This is a genomic window from Burkholderia sp. Bp9143 (assembly GCF_003853645.1).
Taxonomy (GTDB): Bacteria; Pseudomonadota; Gammaproteobacteria; order Burkholderiales; family Burkholderiaceae; genus Burkholderia.
Window position 1 is genome coordinate 1 of sequence record NZ_QTPO01000092.1, and the last position, 14,435, is coordinate 14,435.

Genomic DNA, 14,435 nt, shown 5'->3' on the forward strand with positions numbered 1-14,435 from the left:
CATGTCCGCACTGATGATCAACGACCTGTCCCGCGCCCACGAACTCAGCCGCAAGGAAATGGCGGCCGTCAGCGGTGGTAGCGTGTTCCAGAACCTCGGAATCAACAACATCGCCACGGGCAGCGGCTTCTCGTTCGCCAGCCCCAATACCATCACGGCCCCGGTGACCCAGGTCGATGCATCGACCCACCTGGATCTCACCAGCGTGACCAACTCGATCAACAACCTCGGCGGTCTGGTGGTCGCGAAGATGGGCCTGTAAGTTTCGCCCGCCTTCCTCGCAGTGGCAGCCGTATCCGATAGCGTTGTACCGAAGCGCTCCAGCCCGCCGCGGGGTCGTCCTCGCGGCGTTCAAAAGCCCGCCAGCCGTGTCCGTTGGCGGGCTTCCTTGCATGATAAAAACGCAGCCGGCATGAACAGGCAGATTGGCTGACGCCCCGTCAGCCGCGCCGCCCTCTCCCATCCGCGGCCGGGCAGATCCCGACGCGCTTTGGGCTTCCCTCCCCCGCACGCAGATTCGCCCCACCTCGTCGCGGTTGATGACACCGCGGCGCCAGTCATGGAACTGCGTGGCCGCGTCGATGCGTCGTTGGCCATCGGCGCGATATTCCCGATGCGTCCGGCCGCTCTGCAGACATGCAGAGAATTCAGTTATGCGAATCACCGGATTCCCGATTCTGGCGTCGATTCCGCCTGCGGCCACCCGTCGGCGCACCATCGTGTCGACGTTAGCCGGCGGCAAGCGCGTGTCGCTCAACTGCCGGCCGCCGCGCACGATCGCGCGCGCGTGGGCGACCTTTTCGCGCCGACGCGTCCGCCCCGCTGCCGCAGATGGATGCCCGCAACGCGAATCGCGCGCGCCACGCCTCGCTTCATGTTGGCCGAGACAAGACAGCCGCCACGGAAATCGTTTGGAAGAATCCGACATCGTCGTGCTTCGATCGTGCTCGGCGGTCCCGGCGAAACGTCGGATGCCAGATGGAATCTCTTTTGTTTTCATGAGGTTAAGCGCTCCTCATGCGCGCATGAATCGACGCTGGCACGCCCCGTGCATTTGTAGCTGCGAGCGCAACGAAACGTGCTCTCTTCCAAACCGCAGCAAACCCAAGGAGATTTACCATGTCCGCACTGATGATCAACGACCTGTCCCGCGCCCACGAACTCAGCCGCAAGGAAATGGCGGCCGTCAGCGGTGGTAGCGTGTTCCAGAACGCCGGTATCAACAACATCGCTACCGGCAGTGGCTTCTCGTTCGCCAGCCCGAATACCATCACCGCTCCGGTGACCCAGGTCGATGCATCGACCCACCAGGATCTCACCAGCGTGACCAACTCGATCAACAACCTTGGCGGTCTGGTGCTCGCGAAGATGGGCCTGTAAGTGTCGCCATGCGGCCTCGCAGTGGTCGCCGTATTCGCTAGCGTCGTACCGAACGACCGAAGTCCTCCAGTCCGCCGCGGGTTTGTCCCGCGGCGTTTCAAGCCCGCCAGGTTCCGTCTCCTGGCGGGCTTCTTTGCATGGACGAAGGCGAAACCGGCATGCATGGCGCATCAACTGCCGAGCGGCGGGCAGTCCGATCGACGAACTGCGTCGTGCCATCCGAGATCCAGCCCCGCGCGCGTGTAACTCTGCGCCAACACGGCTCTGTTGCGTTCGTAGCTTTGTGTCACCCAGTCGCAGTACAGCGCGGCCAGCACGCTCGCCCGATCGGGATGACGCAGAACCTCGACGGTCATTGCGCCCGCGCGCAGGCCGGAAGCGATGGCAAAACGCAAGCCGTCGCCTGTCGCAGGGTCGAGATAGCCCGCCGCATCGCCGCACACGATATAGCCCGGTCCCGCAGCCTGTCGCACGCAATGCCAGCGCCGGCACTCACGCCACACCGGTCCGACGGGCGTCGTGTCCACCGGCCACGCGATATCGCCATCGCGCAGCGTCGATAGCGACGTCCAGATCCGAAACGCGGACGTCGCTCTCATCCATAGCCAGCCGCCGCGCGCGATATTCCAGTATGTGCCGAGGTGCGTCCCATGCCCCCGCGCGTAGCCGCGGCGAAGCCAGAACGGCGAAGAGTCGGTCGCCACTTCGAGCCGAATCGCGCGACGCAGCCAGCCGTTGATGCCGGTCGCATCGATCACGATGCTTGCGCCGACTTCGCTGCCGCCGTGCGTGATGCCGGTGACCGCTCCGTGTTCGACAAGCACGACAAGTCCGCCGGCGGGCGCACGCGAATAGCGAACGCCTGCGGTCAGCGCCTCGGCACGCAAGCCGTCGTCGAGGCGGCTGCGGATGACCGCACGTTCCTGCTGCGCATCGGTGCGACCGTCGAGCCATGTATGCGGTTGCCGGGCCAGACTCGGCGCCAGTCGGTCGAGTAGCGTGAGCGCGGCGCCGGACACGCATTCCGGCGCCGCGCGCGAGCGCCCGCGGCCCAGCATCCACACGTTGCCGCCCGCTCGCGCCGCCGTGATCGCCGCAGCACATCCGGCAGGCCCGTCGCCGACGACGAGCACGTCACACGCATCCATCGCGTTCCCTCAGTAAAGCCCGAGCGCGTCGGGCCCCGGTGCGCAGCGCAGCACGTCCCCGACCACCCGAGCATCGGTCGCATCGCAACGGATCGCCTCCCCGTAGCGCACGCGCAGCCGTCCCGGCGTGTGCTGCGTCGGCACCGCATCATCGGCAGCAGGACGCACGAAAAGAAAGCGATAGCGCCCGGCAACGCCCGGCGCGTGCGCATCGCCGGCTTCGCCCAGTGCCCGTGCGGATACCAGCCACAGCTTCGTCTGCGAAGGCGTTTGCCCGTTGTCGCATGCGGCGACGGCATGGCGCAATGCACTGATCCGACGAATCAGCTCGGCCGAATCGACATGCTCGAACGCGCCGTACAGCATCTCGCCATGCAGCGCGTTGGCGACGTAGTCGGAGCGTTCGATGTCCGCGTAATCCACGCTGCCGTCGGGCGTCAGATACGGGCCGTATTCGCCGTCCCATCCGCGCCGCGTATGCGACTCGTCGCCACGCGTGACCAGCGGATGGCACGGATGCAAGCCGAGTTCACGGTCGAGCATGGGGATGGCGGTCGGCGCGTCGGTCCGATTGAAGGTTCTGGACGCATCCGGACTCACAGCGGGCCAGAAGCTGTTGGAGGCCGCGCACAGCTTGATGTCCTCGGCGAACGGGCTGCCCAACCCGAAGGTTGCGAGGAAGATGCCTCGCCGGTTGCCCGCATAGGTGACGTCCCAGCCGGGCGCGAAGACACCCGAAGACGCGTCCGACAGAAACGACGTCATGCGTGGCGTATGCACGTCCTTGTCCGGTCGACGCATTGCGCGTGCCGCAAGGCTGAACGCAACGGCGACCGTCCCGTCGCTCGGCGAAAACGCCTGCGTGTTGCTGAATGGATCGATGTGGTCGGGATTGGCCGGGAGACGCTCGGCGCTGAGCGAGATCGGCGAGCCGCTCCTGAACTGCGACTTCGGATCGATCCGCCGGTCCTTGAACCAGCGCTGCAGTTCCGCCTGGTCGGCGTACGGATAGAAATCCGGCGCGGCAACGACCGAATAGGCCGGGAGCACGGCGTGTTTCGCCAGCTCGGCGATACTGATCGTCACGACCCCTTCGGTGCAGTGATCCAGAAACAACTGCGCGCGATAGCCGCCTTTGCCGACTTCCCCGAGAAAGGCTTGCCGCTCGACGGGATGGGCGCGCATGTCCGTGTAGGTGCCGTCCTCACGCGCCTTGTGCCGGATGTTGATGAATTCCGGCGCATTGCGGGGTTCGGGAAAGCGAAGCCATCCGGGCGCGAAATGCGGAAAATATTGCTGCCGCACGTCGTCGACGGCGGCCAGCACCAGCTTCCACAGGTTCGTGATGATTCTCATCGTCGTGAAGCGCCGGTTCGCAAGCGGGACCAGTCGCCATCGAGCCGGCACGCCAAAGCCGTGTACGCCGAAGTTGGCGGCGGTCACGGGCTCGATCAGCGGCCGCGCGGCCGGTAGCAACAGCACGGCCGCGCCCGAACGCTTCAACGCAATTGCCGGTGCGATCGGGCCGTCAGGCGATGCCTCGCAGGGGTCCTGACAGCAGATCACATAGGGCACGTCGACCAGACCGCCCGACGGCGACGGCCGCACGCCCCAGCGCGCCTCGACGGCCCGCTTCAGCTTCTCGCCGACATGGCGGTGGCCATACTGCAACGTCAACCGGAGTCCGGGCAGGCATTCATCGGGAAACAGCTTGCGCACGGGTTCGATGAAGGTACGCTGATGGTCGCCCGCTCGCCTGCCCTCGATCAGGGCGAGCCTGTCAGGGCCGGTGACCCGACGGACGAGAAACGCACCATAGCGCGCCGGCATCACGCGGACATGCTCGATCGCGTCCGGTACGTGCGGCACGAAGCTTCGGGTCTGCTCGTCGTAGCATGCGTCGGTGTCGCCGTTGCGTGCGATGCCGAGTCGCGAGAACACGAGGTCCGCATGCTGCTGATGTCCCGTCCGGCGCGCCGGACGGTACTGGTAAGCCAGCACCGCGATGTCCAGCGTCTGCCAGTCGAGTGGCAACGGCGCCAGCGAAGCGATGTAGTTCTCCAGCAGATCGAGTGCCTCGAGACTTACGCCGGCATCCGGCGACGGGCACTCGGACAGGGCAAGCATGTGATAGATCAGGCTGCGCGCGGGGTCGCCGGGCTCGATCGCGCGCGTGGCGTCCGGGCAGAAATCGTGAATGCGGGGATCGTCCCAGTCGATCGGCAGCGGCCGGCTCAGTCGATTCGCCGTCTCCTCGGGCGTGCCCGAATCGGCCAGGTCAAGACCGTGACGTTTGAACGCGTCTCGCCACGGCGCCGGCAGATCGAGCAGCAACGCGTGAACCTCATCGACAAGCATCAACGACCTCCTATCGGTGGTGCGTGCGAAGCGGTCGGCACGATGCGCTTCGCGTCCCGGTAGCCACGAGCGTCCTTCCGGCTGCAGCAGGCCGCGTCTTCAGCGCTTGTTTCAAACGAACATCACTTTCTGGTTCTCGGTTGCCGATATCAGTGACTAATATAGGTGATTGCAGCAGCAATGAAATGTCGGATTGTGTTTGAAACATTGAATTGTCGAGGCACGTCGGCGTGGTTCGCCGAATGCGCCGCGACTCGACCAACACATGTCGGCGGCCACATCATGTTGAAGCGCAGAACCTTCCTGTTGGGCGGTGCGGGAGCGGCGGGCATGCTGGTGGTCGGCTGGGCATGGTGGCGCCCCGACGACCGGCTGGCAATACCCGCGCAGCTGGAGACGTCACGTGTCGATGTGCCGCTGAACGGCTGGGTGATGATCAGTTCGTCTAACGACGTGACGATCGTCATGAGCAAATCCGAAATGGGCCAGGGAATACATACCGGCGCGGCCATGTTGCTGGCGGAAGAGCTCGATGCGGACTGGCCCCGGGTCCGCATCGTCATGTCTCCGCTCGACACGATCTACAAGGACCGCGAATCCCTCGCCGAGGGCCTGCCGTTTCGTCCCGACGACGACAGCCTGATCGCTCGCGGCGCGGCGGCGTTGGCGCACCATGGCGCACGTTACCTGGGTTCGATGGTCACCGGAGGATCGACGAGCATGATCGATCTGTGGGGGCCCATGCGCCAGGCGGGCGCCACGGCCCGCGTCATGTTGTGCAGCGCCGCGGCGAAGCTTTGGCAGGTGCCCGTCGCGGAATGCGAGACGAAAGCCGGCGTGGTGCTGCATCGGTCGGGACGCTCGGCGACGTACGGTGAACTTGTCCAGCTCGCGCGGGACGTGCCGCGCCCGACGCATGTCGATCTGAAGGACCCGAAGACATTCACGCTGGTCGGGAAACGGCTGGGCCGCATCGAGGCGCACGCGAAGCTCGATGGCAGCGCGCGCTATGGCATCGATGTGCTTCCGGACAAGCTCCTGTATGCGAGCGTCACGATGTGTCCGACACTCGGCGGAAAGGCGCTGGATTTCGACAAGTCCAGGGTCGCCAGCCTGAAAGGCGTGACCGGCATCTTCAGGATCGAGCCATCCAACGGCGGAACGGGAGGCGTTGCCGTCATTGCCGACAATCCCTTCATCGCGATGCGGACGTTGTGCCAGTTGTCGGTCACATGGGATCACGGGCCGGCTGCCGGCGTGAATAGCGTGGATGTCCGCACGGCGTTGGCGCACGCCCTCGACGGCGACGAGGGCCGCCACGTGTTCTACGCCATCGGCGACGCCGATGCGGCGCTGGGCCGCGCGAAGCCGTTCGTCGCGCAGTACGAAGTGCCCTACCTGGCTCACGGGCCGCTGGAACCGATGAATTGCACGGTGCGGGTCGACGACGACGCGGCAACGATCTGGTGCGGCACGCAGGTCCCCATGGTGGCACGCAACGCGGTCGCCGCGCTGCTGGGCCTGGACGAAGACAAGGTGGTCGTAAATCAGCAATTGATCGGCGGCGCATTCGGCCGGCGGCTCGAGGTCGACTTCATCACGCAGGCCGCCGCCATCGCGCTCCATGCGAAGGGGCGGCCGGTACAGACGATCTGGTCGCGCCCGCAGGACATGACGCACGACTTCTACCGCCCGGCCTGTGTGGCGAGATACAGCGGCGCCGTCGATGCGAGCGGCAGGCTGGTCGCCTGGAAAGGAATGTCGGCGAGCCAGTCGATCAGCGCGCAGGCGATGCCGCGCACTTTCGGCATGCCGAGCCTCGCCGCGAAACGGTTGCCCGACGCCACCACGGCGGAAGGCGCGTTCGACCTGCCCTACGAATGCGACAACATGCTCGTCCAGCACACTACGGTGACGCTCCCGGTTCCGGTTGGCTACTGGCGCTCCGTCGGGCACTCTCACCAGGCATTCTTCGTCGAGAGCTTCATTGATGAAATGGCCGCGCTGGCACGGAAAGACCCGATCCAGTTTCGCCTCGACCTGCTCAAGCAGCCGGCGCACCAGCGCCATGCGGCCGTGTTGCGGGCGCTCGTCACGCTGTCCGGCTGGCGTTCGCCGCTGGCATGGCGTGACAAGACCGGCGCGCGATATGCACGCGGCGTGGCGATGCATGAATCGTTCGGCAGCGTGGTCGCGCAAGTCGCCGAAGTCCGGCAGGAAGGTGACGGCTTTCGCGTGACGCGCGTGGTCTGCGTGATCGACTGCGGGCTGGCCGTGAATCCGAATCTGGTCGAGCAACAGATGGAAAGCGGGATCATCTTCGGATTGTCGGCCGCGCTCGAGCAGGCGATCACGATCGAGAACGGGCAAGTCGCACAGCGTTATTTCGACAGCTATCCGCTCATCAACATGGAAACGTGTCCCGAGATCGTCACGCAAGTCGTGACGGGCGGGACCGAGCCGCACGGCGTCGGCGAAGCGGGCACGCCGCCGATCGCGGCGGCCGTGGCGAATGCGCTGTATTCGCTCACGGGCGTGCGCCATCGCACGCTGCCGTTCGTCAAGCCGAGCCCACCCGACCAAGGAGACGACCGATGGTGTCAGTCCGTATCAACGGGGAAACCGCTCATGTCGATTCCGAGCCCGCCACCCCGCTGCTCTGGGTGATTCGCTGCGAACGCAAGCTGACCGGCACGAAGTTCGGCTGTGGCGTCGGGGTCTGCGGTGCATGCACGGTGCTCTTGAACGATCAGGCCGTGCCCGCCTGCCAACTCCCGGTCGGGACGCTGAACGGCGCGCGCATCACGACCGTCGAAGGGCTGGACAGCGTGGAAGCGCGCGCACTGAAGGACGCGTGGATTGCCGTCGACGTCGTGCAATGCGGCTATTGCCAGAGCGCACAGCTGATCGCCGCCACGGCCCTGCTCATGCGATGCCCTCGCCCCGACGACAACCAGATCAACGAGGCCATGAAGAACATCGCATGCCGGTGCGGCACGTTTCCGCGCATCCGCAAGGCCATTCACAAGGCGGCGGAATCTCTAGGGCACTGACAAGGGCAAATCCGCTCGCTCAGCTGCCGTTGGCATGCGTCGTGATCTGGACGAAATCGGCGGCAATGCGCCCCTCGCCGTATTTGGCCTCGAACAGCTTCAATTGCCGCTCGATCGCCGCGAGATAGGCGGCGCGCGGCTCGGATGGCGGGCGCATCCCGTCGAACAGCGGCGCGGGCGTGACGAGGAGCACGATCATCTCGGTCCCGAAAGGCTTGCCGATTACCCACTCGCCCATGCTGCCGATCGTCGCGGCGTAATTCGGCGGCGCCTGGTTGTCGCGTTCGCGGTTACTTGGCACGAGATGCACGACGCTCCCGTTCAGCACGTAGTAATCGACGTTCACATACGAGTCGTAACCGGGTGTCGTGATGTCGATGACCAGCGGGTTGCCTTCCGCGAGATGCGCATCAGGCGCGCGCGTGCGGATCGACGCGGCGTGTGACGCGGCCCGATTCGATCGCCAGTACGGAGCAAGCGCGCTCACGATCTCGCAATTGTGGGAATCGACCGGGCGCACGTCGAGATTGGCCGTCTGCCCGCCCGCCATGCCGCTGAGCGCGGTTCGCACGCGCCCGATACCGACACCGGCTTCCGTGTAACCGCGCACCTGCAGCACGTGATCCTGCACCGACGCGTCCAGCGCCGAACACGGGATGCGCGACAGCGCAGCCATCACCGAGGCCAGCGAGATCGCCGGTGGCGGTGCCGGCGGCGGCACGCTGGCGGCAGCGGGCACGGCGTTCGCGACGGCCGCGGGTGCGCTGCCGGCCGCGGCGCCTGCCGTCGCGCCACCTCCGCCACCGGCAGACGCGTGCACGACCGTGTCCGCGCGCTGTTCGCCGCTGCGCGAAAGCGCCTGGTAGCCGTACCAGAGCACGGCGATCGCCGCCACCGTGCAAGCGCCCACGGTCACCCCGGTTCGTACGCCCGACGCCCGCATCGGGCGACTGAACACGCCCATGCCTTCCAGGAAAAGATTGACGCTGGGCGTGCGCGTCGCGCGGTCGAACGACAACGCGGCACTCAAGGTTCGCCATTGCGTGCGATCCAGACCGGGATGGCGCTCGGGCCGCAAGTGGTCGTGACGCGCCTGGGTGGCCGACAGCCGGTTGAACGGATGGTGTCCGGTCAGCAATTCGTAGGTGACACAGGCGAGCGCGTAGACGTCGTCGCGCGGATCCGGCTCGAGATGCTCGAACATCTCCGGGCTCGCGTAGGCCGGCGTGATGCCGCCAAGGCTCGCCGGATCGAACACGGTCACGTCGGGATCCTCGTCGCGCCGCTGGAACGCGCGTGCGATCCCGAAGTCGATCACCTTCACTTCGCCGCGGTCGGTGAGAAACACATTGGCGGGCTTGAAATCGCAGTGGACGAAGCCGCGTTCATGCGCGTAGGCCAACGCCTGGCCCATGCCGGCGATGATCGGCAACGCGGCATCGAGCGGCATGCCCTTGAAGTCCGGCGCACGCAGCACCTTGCTGAGCGGCCGGCCTGACAGATACTCCATCGTGAGGTAGACGAGCGGACCGTCGCGATCGAAGTCGTAGACGGTGACGATATTGCGATGGGCGAGCGTCTGCGCCTTGCGGGCTTCACGCTGAAGCGCGATCAGCGACGTCGGCTGGCCGCGAAACTGCACATTGAGCACCTTGATCGCGATGTGCGGCTTGCGATCCGAGGCCTCCAGCTTGCGCAGGTCGAGCGCCTTGTACACGGTACCCATCCCGCCGACGCCCAGGCACTCCTCCAGCACGAAGCGCCCGTTCAGCGTATCGCCGATGCCTTTCACGCGTTCGCCGTCGACCGGCATCGCGCCGCCCGACGGCCCGGACGGTGGGTCGGGTCGCGCCTCCGGCCGAAGCGGGCTTTCCTGGATCCGGGTTGCATCGCCCGCGGATGCCGTCCTGTCATGACATCGCTCGATGCGCTTCAGCACTTCCGCATAGATATCGTCCGACAGCGGCTGCGTGGTTTGCGTCTGGTCGAGTACTTCGCGCAGACGTGCGCAATCGACCTGATCGGTCGCCAGCACCCGGTCGATCTCCGAGAAGAACGCGTCCTGCGACAGCGCCCCGCTCTGGAATGTCTGAATCAGCTGCGCAAAGCTCATCATTCGTATGCCGTCTACTCAGCTTCAGCTTGCCGACCCGCTTCGGCGCCTCGCGGCGCCGCCAGGGCAAGGACTATCCATGACGTACCCATGCGGCGCGACGTATCGGTGATGCACCGGACACCGTCGAACACGCGGTCGCCGCCACGCCATCGTCAGACGAATTCGACCGCGCGACGCACCGTCCGACGGCCTTCTGACAGGATGTCTAACAAATCATACTAGTCCGCGGTCACGCCCTGTGCAATCGGTGCCGGAACTAGCATTTCCAGGCCGCGCGGCCGTGCGGCGGAACCTATACTGGACAGATCCCGGGTACGTCGGCACCTCGCTTGATGCCGCATGGCTGCCCTTCTCACCCTTCTCCCATCCGATTTCGCGGAGCCAATCATGGGCGTGCTCGTCATCAACGATCTTCCCGAAAGCGTCGACCTCGACAAACAGGCGATGGCCGCCATCGCGGGTGGCGCGAAGGTACGTGCGCATCAGACGATGCTCGCGCCGCAACCGTTCCCGTATCTGCACACCAACGCCCGCAATGCCGCGTCGGCGCGTGCACCGGTGGCCGACGCAACGGCGTCGCCGGCGCGTCCGACGCTGTTGCGTTGACGGACACACCACGCCGCGCGCACGCTCAGGCCGCTCGCACCGTCATCGCGGGCCGCCGGTCGGCCGGCGGGAACACCCACCATGAGCCGTCGTCGTGACGAAAGAAGAAGATCGCGATCGTGCCGGCCGGATGCACGGCCTCGACGCAGACGAAGCGCCGCCGTTGCGCAGGCATGCGGCTGAAGCGCACGATGCGCGCCGGCACGCGCGCGCTCGGCGCGAGCCACTTGTCGACCTGCATGCGCAATGATGATGCAATCCCGTTCATTTGAGCCCCCTCGTGGCGATGTCGAACGCACCGGGACGTCGCTCATGCGGCGGCGATGGCGACCGTGGCGCACCGTCCGCCCGCACGCCGCGCCACGAGCAGCGCGCGGCAGACGGACAGCGCGAACCGGAATGCCGTCCGCGGATGCATGACGCACGTGCGAACCTGCTCGCTGTGGCCCGTGCCTTCCAGGCACCACGTGCAGAAGTGCTCGCAGTTGTTCGTCAGCAGGCGATAGCGGTTTTCGCCGAGACGGGAACGCGCGCGCAACACCGCGGTGCGCCCCGCATAGGCCGCGTACGGATGCGGCACGACGCGAACCGCATGACCGGCGGCGAAGCGTTCGAGCGTGACTTCCTCGATCGGGCCGCGATGCAGCGACGTGCAAAGCCCCGCGTAGTGGACGACGCGCCCGTCGCCGACGTAGATGCCGTGATGGCTGTAACCGGCACGATCGGAAACCAGGTGTGCGCCAGGTAGCAGTGCGTCGACGCGGCCGGGCAGCGAAGCCGCATGCGCGATTGCATCCGCAGCGCCGGCAGCCGCGCGGGACGCAGCGCTGTTCACTGGTTGAAGATCGCGTTCCATGACTGGCTCCGTCTGCTGGTTGGCGGCCGCCCGTGTTGCGCAAGGGTTAGCCGGTTGCCAACTAACCTGCATCAAGCGTGCCAATCAGCCGGAGCCCGTCGCGCAACGCTCGGCGGGACATGCGCGGCGAGCCGGGCGCCGCGCTGTCGCCGCGCGGCCAACCCTTTGCCGGGGATTTCGTTGGTGCGACAGCACCAGTCGGCGCGCCGGACAGCCGTTTGCGTCTGCCGGGGCATGTGTCGGGTTCGCGGCCACGTTCGTGCGCGCAACTGTTGGCTTGCGTACAACCATTGCAGGACACGGGCGCGACGCACTAGCATGCAAGCATCGCGTGTCGATGACGCCTTGCCTTGCCGCGTGCGGCGCTCACCGGATCGACGCACGCGCCCGGGCAACGCACGCGGGTTGTGTCACGCATGGCACGAGGTTTGCACGTATCGGTTACCCGGTCCGTCGGCAGGCCCCATTCGGAGACTCATCATGACCACGCTCGCAATTACCGACCTTCACATGCAGCACGACATCGACCGCAAGACGATGTCGTTCATCCGCGGCGCGGGCGCGCCGTGGGTATTCGGCTGGATCCAGCCCTACGCGCCGCCGGCGCCGGCGTTCGGGCCCGTCGTGAACCTCTATCAGACGTACAACACGTTCTACGCGAATCAGGTCCTCAACCAGATTCAGAACGTCGACGTCACGAACTCGGCGCCCGGCGCGAACATCGCGGTCGGGGTGGGTGCGGACGGCAGGAACCGGCTCGTCTAGCGTCTTCACGCCAACCGTCAATGCATGTTCGCAAGCCCGTTACCGGCATGAACAGGCACTGGACGAAAGGGAATGGCGCGTCGTGAGCGCAGAACTGCAATGGACTTCGGCGTCACGCAGCGACGTGGGCCTGGTTCGCGAGATCAACGAGGACGATTGCCTCGCGTTGCCGCACCGCGGCCTGTGGGCCGTCGCGGACGGCATGGGCGGACATTCGGCCGGCGACCTCGCGAGCCGGATGATCGTGCAGGCGCTGGAACGGCTGGCCACCCCGGCCACGCTGGCGGACTTCATCGAGGCAGCGCGCACCGCGCTCGATGCGGTCAACCTGCGCTTGCGCGCTTCGGCCGCCGAGCGCGGCGTACGCTTGATCGGCAGCACGGTGGCGGTGCTGCTGGCGAGCGGCCGTCAGTGCGGCTGGCTGTGGGCCGGGGACAGCCGGATCTACCTGTACCGCGACGCACACCTGACACAGCTCACGCTCGACCACAGCCACGTCGCGGAACTGCAGGCCCAGGGCCACCTGAGCGCGCAGCAGGCGCGACATCACCCGTCGCAGCATCTGATCACGCGCGCCGTCGGCGCCGCCGAGCAGTTGCATCTCGACGAACGACGCATCGACGTGTGCGACGGTGACATGTTTCTGTTGTGCAGCGACGGCCTGAGCAACGAGATGGACGAAGCCGACATCTCGGCCGCCCTCGCCTGCGGCGATTGCGCACGCGCAACGGACATGCTCGTCGACCTCGCGTTGCGCGAGGGCGGCCGGGACAACATCACCGCCGTCGTGATCCGCGCCGACGATCCCGATGCGTCGGACCGGACGCTCGCCAATCCTGCCGTGCAACGCTGAACGATCGAGCGGACCCGCGCGACGCTCACGCGTCCTTGTCGGGCGTCGCGCCGTCCTGATGACGGAATGCTTTCGAACGGATGCCGTGCTTCTTGAGCAGCATCTGCAGGTGCGATCGGTTCATCTCGCAACGGCGCGCCAGTTCGGCCACGGTGCCGCCGGTCTCCTGCAACCCGCGTTCGAGAAACGCCCGTTCCGCCTCGTCGCTTGCGGCACGCTTCGCGTCGCTGAGCGACATCGGCCTGCCCGGCGTACCGTCATCCGTCGCACGCACGGCGCTCGACACGGTTTTCGGGCGGATGTCCTCGGGCAAGTGCTCGATATCCGCGATCTCGCCGGCCAGGCACGACAGACGGTAGACGAGGTTGCGCAGTTCGCGGATGTTGCCCGGATACGCGTAGGTCAGCAGGAAGTCGCGCAGCTTCGGCGTCGTCTTGACGGGCCGGCGCTTCAGTGCCCCTGCCGCCTCGTCGCCGAAGTAGGCGAGCAACAGCGGAATTTCGTCGCGACGCTCGCGCAGTGCAGGCAACGTCAGATGAATGACGCTCAGGCGGTAGAACAGGTCCTCGCGAAAGAGCCCCTGTTCGCTCAATTGCCGCAGATTCTTGTTGGTGGCGGCGACGATGCGCGTATCGACGCTGATCGGCTCGTCCGAGCCGACCCGCTGGATCTCGTGCGACTCCAGCACGCGCAGCAGCTTGACCTGCCCCGACAGCGGCAATTCGCCGATTTCGTCGAGGAAGATCGTGCCGGTGTGCGCGCTCTCGAACTTGCCCTTGCGATCGTTCGACGCGCCGGTGAACGCGCCGCGCCGATGGCCGAACAGCTCGGATTCGAGCAGGTTGTCGGGAATCGCGCCGCAGTTCACCGAGATGTACGGGCGGTCGGCGCGTCCCCCGTTCGCGTGGATGACTTTCGCCATCAGCTCCTTGCCGGTCCCGCTCTCGCCGTCGATCAGCACCGGCAGATCGGTCGGTGCGGCCTTTTCGGCGATTTCGAGTGCGGCGAGCAACTTCGGATTGTCGCCAAAAATACCCTCGAAGATGAAACTGCGCTCGATCAGCGCCTGCCGGCGTCGCTGCACGGGGGGTGCGGGCACGTCCGGCGCATCGGGCGCATCGGACGTCTGCGGCGCGGCCACGGCGGCCTCGACGAAGCGCTCCTTGCGCGACATCTGCATGACTTCGTCGCGCAGCACGTTCGCCTGGTTGAGCAGCTTCTCGATGTCGGCACGCTCGAGCTTGGGTGCCCAGCGCAGCATCGAGCGCAGGATCTCGATCTTCTCGAGCAGGCCGGCATA

13 protein-coding genes are annotated in these 14,435 nt (G+C 66.2%); 7 read left to right on the forward strand and 6 right to left on the reverse strand.

The window, feature by feature from the left end; translation table 11 throughout:
• Position 1: 1 nt before the first annotated feature.
• A complete protein-coding gene (locus DIE23_RS37985; protein ID WP_124617908.1) occupies positions 2-262 on the forward strand; it encodes a hypothetical protein in 261 nt (86 codons plus the stop codon).
• 857 nt (positions 263-1,119) lie between these two features.
• Positions 1,120-1,380 carry a hypothetical protein gene (locus tag DIE23_RS37990; protein ID WP_124617909.1) on the forward strand — a complete coding sequence of 87 codons (261 nt, stop codon included), beginning with the start codon at positions 1,120-1,122 and terminating at the stop codon, positions 1,378-1,380.
• Positions 1,381-1,550: 170 nt separating this feature from the next.
• Here the strand turns inward: DIE23_RS37990 and DIE23_RS37995 are convergent, their stop codons facing one another.
• Both DIE23_RS37995 and DIE23_RS38000 read right to left on the reverse strand, forming a co-directional pair.
• Positions 1,551-2,513 carry an NAD(P)/FAD-dependent oxidoreductase gene (locus DIE23_RS37995; protein ID WP_185646615.1) on the reverse strand — a complete coding sequence of 321 codons (963 nt, stop codon included), beginning with the start codon at positions 2,511-2,513 and terminating at the stop codon, positions 1,551-1,553.
• Between the two features lie 24 nt (positions 2,514-2,537).
• Complete coding sequence (locus DIE23_RS38000; RefSeq protein ID WP_124617914.1) at positions 2,538-4,886, reverse strand: hypothetical protein; 2,349 nt, start codon at positions 4,884-4,886, stop codon at positions 2,538-2,540.
• A 282-nt stretch (positions 4,887-5,168) separates the two neighbouring features.
• Between DIE23_RS38000 and DIE23_RS38005 the strand changes: the two genes are divergently transcribed.
• Positions 5,169-7,553, forward strand: coding sequence for a xanthine dehydrogenase family protein molybdopterin-binding subunit (locus DIE23_RS38005; protein ID WP_124617924.1), 2,385 nt, complete (start codon positions 5,169-5,171; stop codon positions 7,551-7,553).
• Entirely contained in the window at positions 7,481-7,939 is a 459-nt protein-coding gene (locus DIE23_RS38010) for a (2Fe-2S)-binding protein (RefSeq protein WP_124617916.1), read from the forward strand. Before DIE23_RS38005 ends, DIE23_RS38010 begins: the two co-directional genes overlap by 73 nt.
• A 19-nt stretch (positions 7,940-7,958) precedes the next feature.
• On the opposite strand, the gene DIE23_RS38015 is transcribed toward DIE23_RS38010, so the two are convergent.
• Positions 7,959-10,055, reverse strand: coding sequence for a serine/threonine protein kinase (locus tag DIE23_RS38015; RefSeq protein WP_185646616.1), 2,097 nt, complete (start codon positions 10,053-10,055; stop codon positions 7,959-7,961).
• Positions 10,056-10,442: 387 nt separating this feature from the next.
• Here DIE23_RS38015 and DIE23_RS38020 point away from each other — a divergent pair, with 387 nt between their 5' ends.
• Positions 10,443-10,661 carry a hypothetical protein gene (locus DIE23_RS38020; protein WP_124617917.1) on the forward strand — a complete coding sequence of 73 codons (219 nt, stop codon included), beginning with the start codon at positions 10,443-10,445 and terminating at the stop codon, positions 10,659-10,661.
• 25 nt (positions 10,662-10,686) lie between these two features.
• Here the strand turns inward: DIE23_RS38020 and DIE23_RS38025 are convergent, their stop codons facing one another.
• On the reverse strand, positions 10,687-10,929 hold the full coding sequence (locus tag DIE23_RS38025; protein WP_260436361.1) for a hypothetical protein: 243 nt from the start codon (positions 10,927-10,929) through the stop codon (positions 10,687-10,689).
• 42 nt (positions 10,930-10,971) lie between these two features.
• Positions 10,972-11,517, reverse strand: coding sequence for a lecithin retinol acyltransferase family protein (locus tag DIE23_RS38030; RefSeq protein WP_124617919.1), 546 nt, complete (start codon positions 11,515-11,517; stop codon positions 10,972-10,974).
• A 480-nt stretch (positions 11,518-11,997) separates the two neighbouring features.
• Between DIE23_RS38030 and DIE23_RS38035 the strand changes: the two genes are divergently transcribed.
• Complete coding sequence (locus DIE23_RS38035) at positions 11,998-12,282, forward strand: hypothetical protein (protein ID WP_124617921.1); 285 nt, start codon at positions 11,998-12,000, stop codon at positions 12,280-12,282.
• A gap of 82 nt (positions 12,283-12,364) precedes the next feature.
• Positions 12,365-13,135 carry a PP2C family serine/threonine-protein phosphatase gene (locus DIE23_RS38040; RefSeq protein WP_124617923.1) on the forward strand — a complete coding sequence of 257 codons (771 nt, stop codon included), beginning with the start codon at positions 12,365-12,367 and terminating at the stop codon, positions 13,133-13,135.
• Positions 13,136-13,160: 25 nt separating this feature from the next.
• On the opposite strand, the gene DIE23_RS38045 is transcribed toward DIE23_RS38040, so the two are convergent.
• Positions 13,161-14,435 (reverse strand): sigma-54-dependent Fis family transcriptional regulator (locus DIE23_RS38045; RefSeq protein WP_148093487.1); only part of this gene is annotated, 1,275 nt, incomplete at its 5' end.